Source organism: Thiorhodococcus drewsii AZ1, from assembly GCF_000224065.1.
Classification (GTDB): Bacteria; Pseudomonadota; Gammaproteobacteria; order Chromatiales; family Chromatiaceae; genus Imhoffiella; species Imhoffiella drewsii.
In genome coordinates this window covers 114,534-129,665 of record NZ_AFWT01000010.1, presented here as the reverse complement: position 1 = coordinate 129,665, position 15,132 = coordinate 114,534, and the positions used below count along the sequence as shown (strand labels likewise).

The following is a 15,132-nucleotide window of genomic DNA, read 5'->3' as shown; positions in this document are numbered from 1 at the left end:
GCTGATGCGCCCGATACGTTCAAGCGACGACGCCATGATGTGCCATCGGCATGTCACCTCGGACAGGCTCTGCGAGCATCCGACGGATGCGATCGCGCTCTCGTTCCCCGCCGCAATGCACGTATGGCTCGAAACCGAATCGGACATCATGTTCGCCTGCCGCGAGGTGCGCTCACTGGCCGAACGCCTGAACTTCAACCGCAGCTCGACCTACCAACTGGCCACGGCGGCCAGCGAGCTGGCGAGCAATCTAGTGATCCACGCCGGAGGCGGATGGCTGAGCGCCACCCCAATGACCAAGCAATGCCTGACCCCACCACAGGGAATCGAGCTGCTGTCGAAAGACGATGGCCCCGGAATCGTCGACCTCATCCTCGCCCTCACCGAGGGTTACAGCACGACGGGTAGCCTCGGCTGCGGTCTTCCGGGCGTCAAGCGCCTGATGGATACGTTCGCCATCGACTCGGAACCAGGGCGTGGAACCTGGGTCAGGGCCGTCAAATGGCATTGAACTCAGCGCCCCCCAACCTGGAACCCAGGGAACTCGGACTGGGGCAGGCGCTCAAATCCTTCCCTGGAGAATCGCTGTGCGGCGATCAATGCGGTTGGTGGCTTCAACCGAATCGTCTGCGACTGGCCTTGGCCGACGGATTGGGACATGGACCGGAGGCCCACAAGGCCGCCGAGGCGGTCATCCATCAGATCGCCACGACACCTGGACAGGGTTTGCCCGAGACCTTCGCCGATTGCGATCGAGCGCTGATCGGAACGCGAGGAGTCGCGTTGTCCGTAGTCGATGTGCCGTTCGGCACGGAGGCCATTCTGCACGCCGCCGTCGGCAATATCCGCACGCTGCTGCTCCAGGACGGGCATATCAGGCGCCTGGGTGGCGCACGCGGAATCGTCGGCGCAGGATACTCGGGGCTACACCCCGAGCGCTTCTCACTAAGGCCGGGAGACTGGCTGGTGATCTTCTCCGACGGTATCCCCGAGGACGCCGATATCGCCGCCAGCCTGATAGAGAACCGACCCTCGAACGCTCTAGCCGAACAGCTGTTGGTGCAGTGGGCCAGCGACCGGGACGATGCGGGAATACTGATCTACCAACATGAATGACTCCACCGACTCGAATGCGCCACAGGACCTTTCCGATCGCTACGCCGAATTGCTCCAGTGCGCGGTCCTCGCCAAGGACCCGCTCGCCTCGGAGGCGGCACTGGCCGAGGCGGCCGATCTAGGACGCCGCCTGGTCGCACACGAGGTGCCGCTCGAAGAGGTCGGAGAGCTGCATCACGAGGCGCTGATCCGCCTCGCCAGCGCCCATCCCGACCTGCCGTTGAGTCAGATCGCGGGACTCATCACGGCGCCGCTGATGGAGGCCTATATGGCCTACAGTCTCGCCCTGCGCGAGCAACTGGAACGGCGCGCCGAGGCCATCGTGAACGCACGCCTGGAACAGTCGCGCCGATTGGAGGCGATCGGCACCCTCGCCGCCGGTATCGCGCACGACTTCAACAACATCCTGGGCGCCATTCTGGGATTCAGCGAGCTGCTGAGCGATGAGCTACCGCCCGCCTCGGCGGGTCAACAACACCTGGAGTTCATCCAGCAGGCGAGCTTCCGGGCACGCGACCTGATCGCCCGCATGCTCACCTTCGCCCGAGAGATGGCGGACGATCCGACCGAAATCGAACTGGTCGCTCTCATCCGAGAGACGTTGGATCTGGTGCGGGTCTCGCTCCCACACGACGTCCAGCTCGACTTCGAGCCCTTGGTCTCCGAGGCCTGGGTGCTAGCCGAGCCGAGCCAGATCCAGCAGATCGTCATGAACCTCTGTATCAATGCGGGCGCCGCCATCAGCAGCACTCCTGGCCGGATCCAGGTCGGTGTCCGGCTACACACGCCAGCGGGCTTGGCCCCCTTGGTCAGACTGACGGTCGAAGACGACGGCGAAGGCATGAACCAAGAGGTCCAGGAACGAGTCTTCGACCCCTTCTTCACGACCAAGGAGCCTGGAAAGGGCAGCGGTCTCGGACTCTCCGTGGTCCACGGACTGGTCGGCAAGCTACGGGGATCGATCAGCGTGTCCAGCGAGCCCGGTTCCGGTACGCGTTTCACGATCGACCTGCCCCGCCTTCAACAGGAAGGCAAAGCGAGCGAGGATGCTCCACCGATTCGGCACACTCCACCCAGCCAGCAGGAGACACCCGAATGAGCAAGATTCTGATCGTTGACGATGACGAAATCTTCCGGACGATGATGGCCGAAATGGTCCGTCGCGAGGGCTATGAGATCGAGGCCGTCAGCAACGGACAGGAGGCGCTGGAATACATCCAGCGCGAACGTCCGCTGCTCATCATCACGGATATCCTCATGCCCGAGATGGACGGCATCGAGTTCATCATGAAGCTGAACCAAGACGGCAACAATATCCCAATCATCGCCGTCTCGGGCGGTCGGCGCTCCATCAGTCTGGAGTTCAACCTCGAATCGGCCGCCCTCATGGGCGTGCAGACGACCCTGCCCAAACCCTTCACCCGCGAGGCGCTACGCGCCGCGATCGACCAGGCGCTCGAACACTCACCTCCATCAAGCGGCCTTCGATAAGACCCGGCGACAGGCCAGACTGGATACCAGGATCAGGCAACTGGCGATGAAGGTCGCGAGACACAGCAGATCGATATCGCGCGCGCTGCGCTCCAGCATGCCGCCGACCAGACCGCTGCCGAGGGCGGTCGCCCCCAGGGTGAGACAGCCGTAGAGTGCCGACGAAGTTCCAACCCGGTCCGCAAAGACCGAGAGCCCGGCCTTCATGCCGATCGGAACCAGCGCACCGAATCCCACGCAAAACACCGCTGACGCGCCGAGTATCGCGACGACGGACATGGAATCCGTGAGCACGACCGCGAGCGAGCAGAACCCGCCGATCAGGGCCACGCCGGCCCCGGTCAGAAAGGCGCCATACTCGCCCCAGCGTTTGAGCGCCGCCATGCAGATGATCCGCCCCAGCAGCAGCCCGCCGACCAAGGCGAGACTGGTGAACCCAAACGCCAGCGGACTCATGTTCAAGACATGGATGAAGATGAAGGGCGCCGCGACCAGATAGGCTCCCTGAACGGCGAAGCAGAGCATGATGGGAATGGTCGGCAGCATGAAGCCGGGCGAGACGAGCATGTCGCCATAGGCTCGCAACGTCTCGACCAGCCTGAAGGGCGTGCGCTTGTCTGCCGGCAGAGATTCACCGACCAACCCGCGTGTCGAGAGCATCACCAGCACGGCGCCGACCGCAAGCAGATAGAAGTTGGAGTGCCACCCCAGCCACTGGGTCAGCAGGCCACCGAGCATAGGCGCCAGCACCGGGACCAGTCCGGTGATGACCCCAATCCAGCCGAGAACGCTGATCATCTGCGCGTCGCTGAAGGCGTCGCGCGACATGGCCCGCGATCCCACCTGCACGGCGGCTCCGCCCACGGACTGCAGGATGCGTCCACTGATGAGCAGCCCATAAGAGGGCGCCAGAGCGCACAGCAACGATCCCACGCCAAAGGCGATCACGCCCCCCTGGAGCAACAGTTTCCGTCCCCAATGGTCCGAGACCGGTCCGAGAAAGATCGAGGCGACCGCGAACCCGACCAGATACACGGTCATGGTCGCGGCCATGTGTTGAGCCGAGAGCCCCAAGTCGTCGGCCATCGCCGGAAGGGCCGGCAGATAGAGACTGGTGCCGAGTCGAACCAGGGCGGTGACCAGGATCAGATAGGCGCTCAGCATGAGCAGCGCGCGACCGCCCAGGTCGCGCGGCTTGAGGATGGCATCGGTCATCAGCGGGCACGCAACTCGACGTGGCGCTCGATCAGGTCGGGCAGCGGGACCTGGTCGCACACCAGCGGCAGCTTGATCTGAGCGCTGGTGACGCCTGGACGCAGATGGCCCTCGTAGAGCCGGTCGAGCCAACCCGTGCCCATCAGGATCAGTCGCGGCGCCTCGATGAGCCCCTGCTCGCGCAGCAGCTTGAAGCCATCGGCCGCCTCGGCGAGCGCGGCGTCCATGGCGGCGAGCCAGTCGGCATCAGGCACGGCATCCCCTTCCGGCTCGATGCAGAAGTCGTAGCGGTGCGCGCCGCTGTCGGCGACCACGCAAAAATGCCGCCAGCGCAGATCGCGCTCGGCCAGGGTGCGGCGCACCACGTCCGAGATCACCGCCCCGGCGAGTTTCTCGCCCGCCAGGTTGGCGATATCGCGGCTCTTGCTCAGGAACTGGATGTTGGGGTTCCCGCCGGTGAAGCCCTTGACCTTGACGATATCGTGCAGATCGTAGCGGTAGAGTCCGGAATAGCTGGTGACGATCAGACCGTATTCGGCCCCGTCCTCAAGCTCATGAGCGAGCAGCGGCTCACCACCCGCCAGCGGCTGAAACTCGAAGAAATAGCCGAAGATGGCGAGCGGCGCCTCGGGCGCGCCCGGACGCATAGGGACGTTGAACTTGCCCTCGCTGGCACCGTACCCGCAGTCGGTGAAGATCACGTTCTCGGGCAGCCACGGGATCAGTCCCTCCAGATAGCGACCGATGGTGCCACCGAGCCAGCAGGAGATCATCTTGAGCCCCGGCCAGTAGTCGCGCGGTTCCAAGCGCCCGCGTCCGGCCAGCATGCTGCGCAGCGCGGCGGCGCGCTCTGGGTCCGGGCTCAGATACCCCTCCAACTGCCGGCGCAACTCCGCGTCCAGCTCCAGATCCTGGGACAGGGTGCCGCGCTCGATGTCGGTGATGATCTCGTCGCGCCGCCGATCGGCGGCCTCCAGCAGCGCGGTCATGCGTCCCGGATTGTTGCCGACCAGCAGCCGAACCAGCGGTTGAGCCATGGCGAAACGCATGGTCAGATAATCGAGCGTGGCAGCATCGGTCGCGCCCAACACCTCGGGAGGAAAGGCCAAGCGCCGCCGGATCTCCGGCGGTGCGCCGGCGAGCGTGAGGCCGGAGGCATAGCCAAAAGGGATGCCCCCGGCGGTCTCGCCCATGACGGCGACGTTGGACAGCGGGATGAAATAGCCGTCGAGCAGATCCGGCATCATCTTCATCAGCAGCGCGGTACGGGCGCGGCTGACCAGCGATTTAGCGAGCTCGCCAGCGGCGCTTTCCGGGATGTTTTTGAAGTGTCCGGTGGTGCCGCTGGTGCTGATGAAATGGGTCGGCTGCCCAGAGAACAGCAGATCGCCCTCGCCCAGCTCCATGCGCTGGGCATAGGGCTCGAAATCGGCCCATTGGGAGACGGGGACAGCCTGTCGAAACGCATCGATCGAGTCGATCGCCTCGAAACCGTTCGCGCGACCGTACTCGGTCTGAGCCCCCTGCCGAAGGATGTCCAGCAGCACCCGCTGCTGGGTCTCCTCGACCAGCGAGCAGGCCCCGATGAAGGTCTGGACCAGCTCCAGATCCTGCTTCAGCCGCCACTCATCCAGCCCCCAGGTCTCCGAGGCCAGGGTCTGATAACGCGCAGCGATCCGCGCCTTGAATCGACGCCGGATGCTTTGGAGAATCTCGGCGGGCACATTGATGTCGCTACAGGATTCGATGCCCTGGAAACCGGGAATGGAGTTGGCCTCTCCGACGACGAAGCCGCCTCCCTTGAACAGCAGATCGATCCCGCCGATGTCGAGCCCCATGACCTCGATCACCCGCTTGGAGAGTGCGATGATCGTCTCGTTCAACGGATAGGCGTCCGCGCCGCCACCGGCCGAGACGTTCGATTTGAAGCCGTCGGCCGAACGGTTGCTGCGCAGCATGCAGGTACGCGGCTGACCGTCGATCACCAGCACGCGCAAATCGCGCCCCCGACTGTCAGCGATAAACTCCTGCGCCAGGAGCCCCGTCGGACACTGGGCCGCATCGAGCATCTCCAACAGGCTGGCGAGCTCCTGTTGGGTCTGGACCAGAGTCACGCCATGCCCCTTGGATCCATCCAGGACCTTGAGCACGACCGGCAAACCCAAACGTTCGCAGATGAACTCGGGAGAGGTGTCCGGACGCACGAGAATGGTCTTGGGAACCGGGATGCCGTGTGCCGTGAGCAATTGCAGCGTGAGCAGCTTGTCGCTGGTTCGCTTCAGGGTCTCGGCGCGGTTCACGCAGAAGACGCCCTGAGTCTCCAGTTGTTGCAAGAGGGCCAGGTTATAGTCATCCGCCTCCTCGACGAAGGCGGCGATGGCAAACATCGGGGCCGGAACGAAGTCACCCCGGAGATAGAAGCGCGCCGAGTCGTCCGGATCCAGGATCAGCTGCACCTCTTTGGGCGCCACCACCTGCAGCTCGACTCCCGCCGTCGCCGCCTCCTCGCAGGCGCGTGTCAGCTCGCGCACCTCCTTCCCGGTATAGAGAATCCATCCGTGCATCGTGACCGAACTCTTCATGAAAAAATCGCCTCTTGGTAACAGCGTTCGACATAGGTTTGGAGTTCGATCGCAACCGGATCGCACAATTGAATACGGCTGAAATCGAACCGCTGTGCATAGAGTCGCGTGTAGAGCAACCACCAGCGGTCCGGTGACTCCACCACCCAACCGCAGAAGAAGAGACGCATACGACGCACTTCATCCTCCAGCGTCTCGGGCAGCGCGAGCCAGGCGGGAAAGCGGACAAAAACGGTCTTGATACCGTCGGACTCCTGATCGAAGAGCTGTCGGCGCAGAACGCTGGCAAAATCCTCGCCCGTCACCCTGAGCGAGAGCACGGCCAGCTCCGATTCGGCATGGGTTTCGACCGCCAGATCGGTGTGCTCCGCGAGCGAAGGAGATTCGACCGGGATCTCTAGGGACAGCCCGGAATTCTCGAACAAGCGGCGGCTGATTTCGACATGGGAGGAAGGGACGAAGAGCCGAACGGGAGGCACGTCACGAGTGACGGTGACGGCATGCAACAGGGTCTCACGCTGGGCATCGTCCTCCTCGGCCAGCTTGACGAACCGCGCCCGGCCGTGCACCGAAAGTTTCAGCGCCATCGGGCTGAAGTTGAAGAGACTGCAGACCTTTTGTGATTGGGTGTGGGTGGTCACTAGATTGGCTTCACCGACCGCAACCCGATCATCGCCCCCCTTGGTCGTGCGTGCGACCGCCTTGATGAGCTGTAGGAGCCCCATGCTGCGACGGTACTCGGGCTGCACCATGAGCGCGCCGTATTCGGCCACCTCGGCATCTCCAGTGGCGCGCAGGATGGCCATCTGCCCGACCACCTTCCCTTCGGCATTGAGCGCGACGTAGGACGTAACGCGCCCATCCTCCATGGCTTCCTGCAAGCGGTCGGCGTAATAGAAGACCTCCTTGCTGTAGGAGTATCCGTAGTTGCGATAGGCCAGCTCGACGATACCGGGGACGTGCTCGACGCCCGCCAGACGGACCTGCAGCTTCTCGCGGCTGGACGCGGGGGCTTGATCCGGGCCCGCAGGTGGTGCCACCAGGACCTTGGGGTTCGAGAGCCGCTTGAGCAGCACCGTGCGCCAGCCGGCCCGCCCCTGATTGACGAACTCGAAGTGGTCGACCAGTTTCTCGATGAGAAAGAGTCCGAGACCATCGATCGTCTCCTCGGGCTGAGTCACCTCGTATTTGGGCAGGCCACCCGGGTCGACAGGCAATCCCATGTTGCTGAAGACGACGCGCAGCCCGTCCTCCAGCACCTCGCAAACCACCTCGAACTGTTCCTCGGAACCCTGATTCGGATAACGCTCGATGATGTAGGCGCCGGCCTCCTCCGAGGCCATCGACAATTCTGAGATTTCCTTTGTCGTCGCCCCCAGACAGCGAGCAATCTCGCCGACGAAGGACACGACGGCGGGAAGGAATTCCAACCGATAATAGGTCTTCAACGCGAACCGCATGCTCTTTCCGTTCCCCTGTATGCGGGCTGAGGATCGCGACGACACGACGATAACAACCCGTTCGATTCGAGCCCATGCGTCGGCGCCCAAACATTCGACGACCGAGGCGGACACGCGAAATGGTGAACCTAAATATTAGGGGATACCACCAAAGACGCGATGTGAGCCGCTGCTCCTTTCTCACTGACCTGGAGCAGCAGGAAGCCGTGCGTAACAGCGAAGCATCAACAGGATCGACACTGAAGGTTCACATTTCTGTCATATGGACTGCATCGGGCGGTCAAGATCGATGCCTACCATTAGCCGGACACCGAAAGACATCAAATGAGAGAGACCTGCAGGAGAATGCCATCATGACCGTCGAACACCGTTACAGCTCCCGCCATCCCACCGGCATTGAGGTTCACATCGAATACCGCAAGCGGCGCTTCTTCAGCGCTCAGGGACGCAATATCTCAGATCAGGGAATGTATCTGGCGGTTCGCAACCTAACCCTACCGAAAGGAACCATGGTCACGCTCGACTTTCAGGCGGGGGGCCGTGACTGGGCGGTCGATGCCATCGTGGCGCATCACGACGCCGCTGGAATCAGTGTCACCTTTCTCGACCCGCAGCCAGATCTTTTCCAACTCGTGCAACTCACCGAGCTGCCCGGCCAGCTGATGGGTCACAGCGAGGCCTATGCCGGACGGATGGCCGGAGCCTGATCAGAAGCGTCCGGCAACACGCGAGGAACCGCCGCTCCTATCAATCCAGCGGAAGATGAACCCGCCGTACCACGATCGGCAACCGGGTCGCGAGACCAGAGGCGATCAGCTCTCGACCGCAGCGGACCGATCCGGCACGGCTGTTCGGCCGAGAGGCTCCGGCGCTGGCGCGTCACGCGCCATACGCCCCTCAATCCCATTGAAAGAGAATCCATTGAGGCACGGACGTATTGCGTGGCGAGCGATCCTCGGCATCGATCTTACCGTCCCCATTGAGGTCGTAGAAATAGTAAGGCGGCCCGATCTGGGGCTGCACCTTCACCATGTAGAGCACGCCTCGCACCCGATACTCGTAGATCACCTCGTCTCCCGACTCCTTGATGGTGATATCCGGCTCGACCGGATCCCCGGTCACAGGCGAAGGCACGACGGTCGGTGCCTGCAGAAACTCGCTTTCTGCTGACTGCCTCTCCTCGTCTTGGGCATAGAGGGTCCCGAACGCGACGGACAGGACCAGGGTGATGAAAACTCGGCTGAACACAAGGGTCACCATTGCGTGGCGAAGGACAGATCCGCATGGTAGTACGAACGTCGCCGGATTGCTCGCCGAGCATCGCCATACGATCTCGGGCATAATCCAGCACCTGCGGTCACACCGCCCTTCCCACCGAAGCTCACCCCACTGGATGTCCGGACTCAATCCCCGACAGCTCGAAGCCGTTCGCTACACCGACGGTCCGCTACTGGTTCTCGCCGGCGCCGGCTCGGGCAAGACGCGCGTCATCACCCAGAAGATCGCTCACCTGATCGGACAGAAGGGGATCGCGCCGCGTCACATCTGCGCCGTCACCTTCACCAATAAGGCGGCCCGCGAGATGCGCGAGCGCGTGGGCCAACAGCTCACCGATGTCAAAACGCGCGGCCTGACCATCTCCACCTTCCACACCCTGGGACTGAACATCCTGCGCCGCGAACCCGAGCGCGTCGGCCTGCGTCAAGGCTTTTCACTACTTGATGCACAGGACTCGGAGGCATTGATCAAGGAGCACCTCCGTCACGCACAGGATGCCGATGCCATCAGCCCACCAGCGCTCCAGCACCGCATCTCGCGCTGGAAGAACGACTTTATCGATCCAACGCAGGCGCTGAGTCAGGCGGAGGACGATTTCGAGGCACGGCTCGCCGCGCTCTACGCCGATTACGAGCGGAGCCTGAAGGCCTACAACGCAGTCGATTTCGACGATCTCATCCTGACGCCTGCTCAAGTGTTCCGCACCCAACCGGATCTGCTGCAACACTGGCGCGATCGCATCCGCTACCTTTTGGTCGACGAATATCAGGATACGAACAGCGCCCAATATGAATTGGTACGTCATCTCGCGGGTCCAGAGGGCGCCTTCACCGTGGTGGGCGACGACGATCAGTCCATCTATGCCTGGCGCGGCGCGCGCCCCGAGAATCTGATCCGGCTCAAGGATGACTATCCGACCCTCAAGGTCATCATGCTGGAACAGAACTACCGCTCGACCGCGCGCATCCTCGGACTGGCCAACACACTGATCGCCAACAACCCACACGTCTTCAAGAAACGGCTCTGGAGCGAGCACGGACCGGGCGAGAAACCGCGCGTGATCCAGTGCAAGGACGAGACGCACGAAGCCGAAACGGTCGCCTCAGAGATCCTCCATCTCAAGTACGCGGAAAACATGCCATTCGGCGACATGGCCATCCTCTATCGAGGTAATCATCAGGCGCGTCAATTCGAGAAGGTTCTGCGCGAATACAACATCCCCTACTTCCTGAGCGGAGGGACATCCTTCTTCGCGCGCACAGAGATCAAGGACGTCATGGCCTATCTGCGCCTGTTGGCGAATCCGGAAGACGACGCCGCCTTCCTGCGAATCGTAAACACACCTCGCCGCGAGATCGGGCCGACCACACTGGAGCGACTGGCCGAGTACGCGCGTACAACAGAAACGAGCCTGCTGGCCGCCTGCGAGACGGCGGGACTGAACGCGCATCTCGGAGAACGTCAACGCGACCGGCTCGGCGCCTTCGTTCGCCTGACTGACACCCATCGCCAAAGCGTTACGGCAGACCCCGCTGGCGGTCTGCGTAATCTGGTCGACGCGATCGGCTATGCGGGATGGCTACGCGAGAACGCCTCCAGCCAGGCAGTCGCCGATCGCCGGTTCGAGAACGTCACCGACCTCATCGGCTGGCTCGGCAAACTGCACAAAGGGGATTTCCAGAACAAACGTCTGGCGGACATGGTCAACCACCTGACGCTGATGGACGTCTTGGACCGCCAGGACGAGGAGTCGGGCGGAGACCGTGTCCACCTCATGACACTGCATGCCGCCAAGGGGCTGGAGTTCCCCCAGGTCTTCCTGGTCGGCATGGAGGAGGAACTGCTACCCCACCGCACCAGCATCGAAGAGGACAGCATCGAGGAGGAACGCCGCCTCGCCTACGTCGGCATCACCCGAGCCCGCAAAACACTCACATTCACACTCACCCGGCGGCGCAAACGCTACGGAGAGTGGATACCGAGCGAGCCAAGCCGATTCCTCAACGAACTACCCAAGGACGCGCTCGACTGGGGCGATCGCACCCCGGACGACTCTGCCGTGGAACGCAAGGCCAGAGGACTCAGCCACCTGCACATGATGAAAGGACTCCTGAGCGACGACTGACGGCAAAAATCTCGACACCGAACCAACCATCTAAGGTATAGTTCGCAACTTGCTTTTGACGACCGCGCAGTCTGACGCGATAATTCGTCTAAGGCGCCCGTAGCTCAGCTGGATAGAGTACTGCCCTCCGAAGGCAGGGGTCACAGGTTCGAATCCTGTCGGGCGCGCCAAAATCCGCTGCTTCAAACCAAAAGGCCCCGGCATTCGCCGGGGCCTTTTGCGTGATGGCTTGCCTGTGACTGGTAAGGCAGGCCATTGTTTGAAGGTCAGCACCGCACCTCAATCAGCTGACTTAGCGGCTGAGACGGAACCGGAAGAGAGCCCGAAAAAGCGTCTGCAACCAATCCCAGAGTTACTGCCCAAGCCGCTTAGGTTGACCGACATGTTCGAGCGGGCCATATCCAGCCGGCTCAAACCGTAGACGGTTCCGTTGACCCCAACGATCCGACCGTTTCGCAGCACCGGGCCGCCCGAATCACCAGGACTCAGCGACGCGCTGCCTGGACGCATCTCACCCCCATAGCTGTAGAAATTGACCGCATCGACCCGGATCACCTGGCTGCGGCCCCGATTGCGCCGACCATAGGGTCTCATGTGGCGCGACAGCGCCATGCCTTTGAGGCTCTCATACCCATAACCCAGGATCTCAACGGAATCGCCGGCATGCAGGGGCGTGCAATCAACCTTTCCGATGGGGATCTCCGGGGTGGACTCGGCGACCAGGAGGATGGCGACATCGGGAAAACGGGGGGTGAAGTGGTTGTCGCGCTCCAGGGCGCGAATGCGACGCGTCAAATCCTCGCCCGAATAGCGCTCGCGATAGTCGCGAAGTTTCGACTCCTTATAGGCATAGAAGCGTCTCAATGCCTGCTCGTAGCTCGGATGCAAACGGATCTCGCGCACGGTGACCGCGACCAGGTCCTCGGGCACTTTCGGCTCCACGCGATTACTGATGAAGAGCCGCTGCCCGGTCCGAAAGGCATCGTCCAATCCGCCCTTGCTGGTATCGACGACGCAGTGCGCGGCGGTCAGGAAACGATCCGGACCGATCTTGGTCGCCGAGCAATGCAGGTTCGGCCCGTCCCCCAACGCGACGACCGACGGGTAACGCCCCGCGTCATCGATCCGTCCGCCGAGCAGGGCAGCAGCCGAGGACGACCAGAGCAGCAAGAAGATGGGCAGGGTTCTCAGTATGGAACGCATCGATAGGGGGCATTCAGGGCGGAATTCAGCCGGAGACCGGATTTACCGCCGGGTCTCGAAACGAAAGGGTGCGGCCATGATGCCTCGGCTGGTATGAAGCAGAACCCGCGCCTCCCAGATCATGCTCGCCCGAACGCAGACGGGCAACATGCCCTGCCCTCGATAGCGACCTTCACCGAGCGCGGTCAGCTTGACCCGATTGAAGCCCATATTCATATCGACACCGACAAAGTCCACCTCGACAGCGGTGGGTTCGACAGCCTCGATCCGCACGTCGAGCTTCAACGGGGTCATGATGGGAATAGCTCTGGGCAGAATACCGAAGGTCACGTGCGCGCCATCTAGGAAGGACGCCCGACAATCGCCTAAACGCAAATCGCAAGGGGACTCGGGCTGAGCCAGGGCAACGACCGTCGGATGCAACAGTGGCCAGAGACGCAGCACCAAAGCGACGACCAAAAGGACCGCCAAGACCCCAGAAACACCCCAGAGCAGAGGCAACCAAGACGGCTGCCCCGCCTTTCTGGCCGACCGATCGCCGCCGAAACTCAACCCGACCCTCCAGCCTCAGCGCACCTGACGCCACCAGTTGTTGACGATCTCGGAGACATTGAGGTCGTCCGGGCCATGGACCCAGCTCTCGGACAGTGGCGCATCGCGGCTGGCCGGTGCCGGGTTGGGCGGATGCACCAGGATACGCGAGGGCAGCATGGCCGCGTCACCGACCGCGAGCACCTCACCGCGACGTAGCGAAGACAACAGATCGGCCAGGTTCTTGGCACCTTCCGGCAAGAGACGCCGCACGTATTCCTGGTCGTCGGCGTTGGAGATCTTGAGGCACAAATAATTTCCGCACTGAGAGAGGACGGTCTCGGACAGTTCGGTCGGCCGCTGGCTGACGATACAGAGCGTGACGCCGTATTTGCGCCCTTCCTTGGCGATGCGCTCCATCGCCCGGCGCGTCCCGACGAACTGGGTGTCTGCTTCACGCGGGATGTATTGGTGCGCCTCCTCGCACACCAAGAGGACCGGAAACTCGTGTCGTTGCGGATTCCAGTAATTGAACTCGTAGGCGAGCCGACCGATCTGGGCCGACACGACCGGACGCAGATCGAGCGGAACCGGACTCAGATCGATCACCGTCACCTGACGCTTGGGCTCGCCCAGACCGACAAAATCGCGCAGCAAGCCCTCCAGGCTCGCGGAACTCGCGTTCTTGCGCGGACGCATGAAAAAGTCGTAGCGCGCGTCGTTGTAGAGCGACTGGAAACGCACCAGGAAGTCGTCGAAAGCGCCGTAGAGCGGCCCCTTGACCTTACCGAACTCCAGCTTCTCCTCGTTGGCCTTCTTGAACCGCTGATAGAGATCCTCGATCGAGAAATAGACCGGTGAATCCACCGAAAGCCGCTGCAAGCCCAGATGCTGGTTGGACTGTTGGCGCAGACTGAAGAGCGTTTCTCGCAGGAAGGCGATCTGGACCGTGGCGTTGGAGTCGGTGCGATCGACAAAGAGGTCCACGAACTCCGAGTAGGTCAGCAGCCAATAGGGGATCTCCAGCTCGCGGGCATCGATGTGGCGCGCGGCCTCGGGTCCAAAGATGCCATGGAAGTTGCCGTCATTCCCCTTCCAGCCATATTCGCCGTGCAGATCGAGCAGAATGATGTGCGAGTGCGGCATGGTGCTGACGACACGCTGGAGCAGGCTCGACAGCGTCCAGGATTTGCCCGCGCCCGTCTGCCCCAGAATGGCGAGATGGCGACCGAAGAGCGCCGATGGATCGAGCGTCGCCTTGAGCGATGGACGCACCGACAGACGCCCCAGTTCGAGTCCGCTGGCCTTCTCACGCGTCAGCAGTGCCGCGAGCCGGGAACTGCCGATGACATGGACCGCAGCACCGATCACCGGATAGCGACTGACACCAGGCTCGAGACGACCGTCCCGGTTGATCTCGGCCAGCGGGGTGAGCTCCAGACGGCGCTCGCGGATGGTCACGCGCCGGCTGCCACCGCTCGCAGCTGGATCCGGAACAGAGCGGGTCTCGACGGCCTCCTCCCGGATACGGCCCACCTCGGCCAAAAGATGTCCGGCGCGGTCGCGCACCTCGACGAACGACCCCAACTGACCAACCGGAAGCGTCTCCTCGCCCATGTTGACCGATGAAGGAAAACCCTCGTCGGAAGGAAAGATGCTGACGACCAAACAGCCGCTTTGGATGTCGATGACGCGCCCGATCAAACTGGAGTCTGGCGTGGACATGACGGTTTCACCCCCTGTTGCGCAAACCAGCGGACGGTCCGTTGAATGCCCGTCCTAGGCGGAATCCTAGCAGGATCGGGTCGAGCGCGGAGATTTCATGGGACCGCTGCGTGAAACCGACCGTTGATCGGAAGAACCGCATGCACCTTGATAAATTAGAGGTTGCTTATATAATTAAATTATTCAGCAACCATCCGAAGTACGGAGATGTATCATGGGTGCATTAGGTATTCTTGCAGCAGTCGTTCTACTGATCGGCGGCGTACAGTCGACGATGAACCTCGCCGATGCGGATCATTCCGGGACATCCCAATCGACCCCGGTCATTGAGGTCCAGGCAATCCAACCGGACGCGACCCAACGCGGCAACTGAAACAGCGAATCTCTCGCCCTATACATATGCCTT

At 62.3% G+C, this 15,132-nt stretch carries 14 protein-coding genes and 1 tRNA gene; 8 read left to right on the top strand and 7 right to left on the bottom strand.

All coding sequences use genetic code 11. The annotated features are described in order from the left end of the window. Positions 1-34: 34 nt before the first annotated feature. From THIDRDRAFT_RS08905 to THIDRDRAFT_RS08890, 4 genes are read left to right on the top strand one after another with little or no spacing between them, the layout of a single operon-like run. Positions 35-511: an anti-sigma regulatory factor gene (locus THIDRDRAFT_RS08905; RefSeq protein WP_245535805.1), complete on the top strand. Its 477-nt coding sequence runs from the start codon at positions 35-37 to the stop codon at positions 509-511. Next, positions 502-1,116 (top strand): SpoIIE family protein phosphatase, encoded by a 615-nt coding sequence (locus THIDRDRAFT_RS08900; RefSeq protein WP_007040501.1) that lies wholly within the window; start codon positions 502-504, stop codon positions 1,114-1,116. The genes THIDRDRAFT_RS08905 and THIDRDRAFT_RS08900 overlap by 10 nt, the downstream gene beginning before the upstream one ends. After that, positions 1,109-2,215 carry a sensor histidine kinase gene (locus tag THIDRDRAFT_RS08895; RefSeq protein ID WP_007040500.1) on the top strand — a complete coding sequence of 369 codons (1,107 nt, stop codon included), beginning with the start codon at positions 1,109-1,111 and terminating at the stop codon, positions 2,213-2,215. Before THIDRDRAFT_RS08900 ends, THIDRDRAFT_RS08895 begins: the two co-directional genes overlap by 8 nt. Beyond that, positions 2,212-2,607: a response regulator gene (locus THIDRDRAFT_RS08890; RefSeq protein ID WP_007040499.1), complete on the top strand. Its 396-nt coding sequence runs from the start codon at positions 2,212-2,214 to the stop codon at positions 2,605-2,607. The genes THIDRDRAFT_RS08895 and THIDRDRAFT_RS08890 overlap by 4 nt, the downstream gene beginning before the upstream one ends. On the opposite strand, the gene THIDRDRAFT_RS08885 is transcribed toward THIDRDRAFT_RS08890, so the two are convergent. The 3 genes from THIDRDRAFT_RS08885 to THIDRDRAFT_RS08875 are packed head-to-tail and all read right to left on the bottom strand — an operon-like array spanning position 2,590 to position 7,864. Continuing rightward, positions 2,590-3,822 carry a multidrug effflux MFS transporter gene (locus THIDRDRAFT_RS08885; RefSeq protein ID WP_007040498.1) on the bottom strand — a complete coding sequence of 411 codons (1,233 nt, stop codon included), beginning with the start codon at positions 3,820-3,822 and terminating at the stop codon, positions 2,590-2,592. The genes THIDRDRAFT_RS08890 and THIDRDRAFT_RS08885 overlap by 18 nt on opposite strands. After that, positions 3,822-6,386: a RimK family alpha-L-glutamate ligase gene (locus tag THIDRDRAFT_RS08880; protein ID WP_040844399.1), complete on the bottom strand. Its 2,565-nt coding sequence runs from the start codon at positions 6,384-6,386 to the stop codon at positions 3,822-3,824. The genes THIDRDRAFT_RS08885 and THIDRDRAFT_RS08880 overlap by 1 nt, the downstream gene beginning before the upstream one ends. A 14-nt stretch (positions 6,387-6,400) precedes the next feature. Then, complete coding sequence (locus THIDRDRAFT_RS08875; RefSeq protein WP_007040496.1) at positions 6,401-7,864, bottom strand: ATP-binding protein; 1,464 nt, start codon at positions 7,862-7,864, stop codon at positions 6,401-6,403. A gap of 353 nt (positions 7,865-8,217) precedes the next feature. Between THIDRDRAFT_RS08875 and THIDRDRAFT_RS26145 the strand changes: the two genes are divergently transcribed. Next, on the top strand, positions 8,218-8,571 hold the full coding sequence (locus THIDRDRAFT_RS26145; protein WP_007040495.1) for a PilZ domain-containing protein: 354 nt from the start codon (positions 8,218-8,220) through the stop codon (positions 8,569-8,571). A 190-nt stretch (positions 8,572-8,761) separates the two neighbouring features. Here the strand turns inward: THIDRDRAFT_RS26145 and THIDRDRAFT_RS08865 are convergent, their stop codons facing one another. Beyond that, positions 8,762-9,112 (bottom strand): DUF2782 domain-containing protein, encoded by a 351-nt coding sequence (locus tag THIDRDRAFT_RS08865; RefSeq protein WP_245535804.1) that lies wholly within the window; start codon positions 9,110-9,112, stop codon positions 8,762-8,764. Positions 9,113-9,257: 145 nt separating this feature from the next. Here THIDRDRAFT_RS08865 and THIDRDRAFT_RS08860 point away from each other — a divergent pair, with 145 nt between their 5' ends. Next, positions 9,258-11,267, top strand: coding sequence for a UvrD-helicase domain-containing protein (locus THIDRDRAFT_RS08860; protein ID WP_007040493.1), 2,010 nt, complete (start codon positions 9,258-9,260; stop codon positions 11,265-11,267). 93 nt (positions 11,268-11,360) lie between these two features. Continuing rightward, positions 11,361-11,437: transfer RNA gene (locus THIDRDRAFT_RS08855), tRNA-Arg, on the top strand. A 109-nt stretch (positions 11,438-11,546) separates the two neighbouring features. Here the strand turns inward: THIDRDRAFT_RS08855 and THIDRDRAFT_RS08850 are convergent. From THIDRDRAFT_RS08850 to THIDRDRAFT_RS08840, 3 genes are read right to left on the bottom strand one after another with little or no spacing between them, the layout of a single operon-like run. Beyond that, positions 11,547-12,470 (bottom strand): trypsin-like serine protease, encoded by a 924-nt coding sequence (locus THIDRDRAFT_RS08850; protein WP_007040492.1) that lies wholly within the window; start codon positions 12,468-12,470, stop codon positions 11,547-11,549. A 42-nt stretch (positions 12,471-12,512) separates the two neighbouring features. Then, complete coding sequence (locus THIDRDRAFT_RS08845; protein WP_007040491.1) at positions 12,513-13,022, bottom strand: hypothetical protein; 510 nt, start codon at positions 13,020-13,022, stop codon at positions 12,513-12,515. A gap of 15 nt (positions 13,023-13,037) precedes the next feature. Then, a complete protein-coding gene (locus tag THIDRDRAFT_RS08840; RefSeq protein WP_007040490.1) occupies positions 13,038-14,726 on the bottom strand; it encodes an ATP-binding protein in 1,689 nt (562 codons plus the stop codon). Positions 14,727-14,940: 214 nt separating this feature from the next. On the opposite strand from THIDRDRAFT_RS08840, the gene THIDRDRAFT_RS26370 reads away from it, so the two are divergent. After that, positions 14,941-15,099 carry a hypothetical protein gene (locus THIDRDRAFT_RS26370; protein ID WP_007040489.1) on the top strand — a complete coding sequence of 53 codons (159 nt, stop codon included), beginning with the start codon at positions 14,941-14,943 and terminating at the stop codon, positions 15,097-15,099. The last annotated feature ends 33 nt before the right edge of the window (positions 15,100-15,132 follow it).

What these genes read in the sequence shown, in the direction of transcription:
- THIDRDRAFT_RS08900 (WP_007040501.1), top strand. Translation starts at nt 502, where the DNA reads ATGGCATTGAACTCAGCGCCCCCCAACCTGGAACCCAGGGAACTCGGA.
- THIDRDRAFT_RS26370 (WP_007040489.1), top strand. Translation starts at nt 14,941, where the DNA reads ATGGGTGCATTAGGTATTCTTGCAGCAGTCGTTCTACTGATCGGCGGC.
- THIDRDRAFT_RS08840 (WP_007040490.1), bottom strand. Translation starts at nt 14,726, where the DNA reads ATGTCCACGCCAGACTCCAGTTTGATCGGGCGCGTCATCGACATCCAA.
- THIDRDRAFT_RS08895 (WP_007040500.1), top strand. Translation starts at nt 1,109, where the DNA reads ATGAATGACTCCACCGACTCGAATGCGCCACAGGACCTTTCCGATCGC.
- THIDRDRAFT_RS08860 (WP_007040493.1), top strand. Translation starts at nt 9,258, where the DNA reads ATGTCCGGACTCAATCCCCGACAGCTCGAAGCCGTTCGCTACACCGAC.
- THIDRDRAFT_RS08905 (WP_245535805.1), top strand. Translation starts at nt 35, where the DNA reads ATGATGTGCCATCGGCATGTCACCTCGGACAGGCTCTGCGAGCATCCG.
- THIDRDRAFT_RS26145 (WP_007040495.1), top strand. Translation starts at nt 8,218, where the DNA reads ATGACCGTCGAACACCGTTACAGCTCCCGCCATCCCACCGGCATTGAG.
- THIDRDRAFT_RS08880 (WP_040844399.1), bottom strand. Translation starts at nt 6,386, where the DNA reads ATGCACGGATGGATTCTCTATACCGGGAAGGAGGTGCGCGAGCTGACA.
- THIDRDRAFT_RS08885 (WP_007040498.1), bottom strand. Translation starts at nt 3,822, where the DNA reads ATGACCGATGCCATCCTCAAGCCGCGCGACCTGGGCGGTCGCGCGCTG.
- THIDRDRAFT_RS08875 (WP_007040496.1), bottom strand. Translation starts at nt 7,864, where the DNA reads ATGCGGTTCGCGTTGAAGACCTATTATCGGTTGGAATTCCTTCCCGCC.
- THIDRDRAFT_RS08850 (WP_007040492.1), bottom strand. Translation starts at nt 12,470, where the DNA reads ATGCGTTCCATACTGAGAACCCTGCCCATCTTCTTGCTGCTCTGGTCG.
- THIDRDRAFT_RS08890 (WP_007040499.1), top strand. Translation starts at nt 2,212, where the DNA reads ATGAGCAAGATTCTGATCGTTGACGATGACGAAATCTTCCGGACGATG.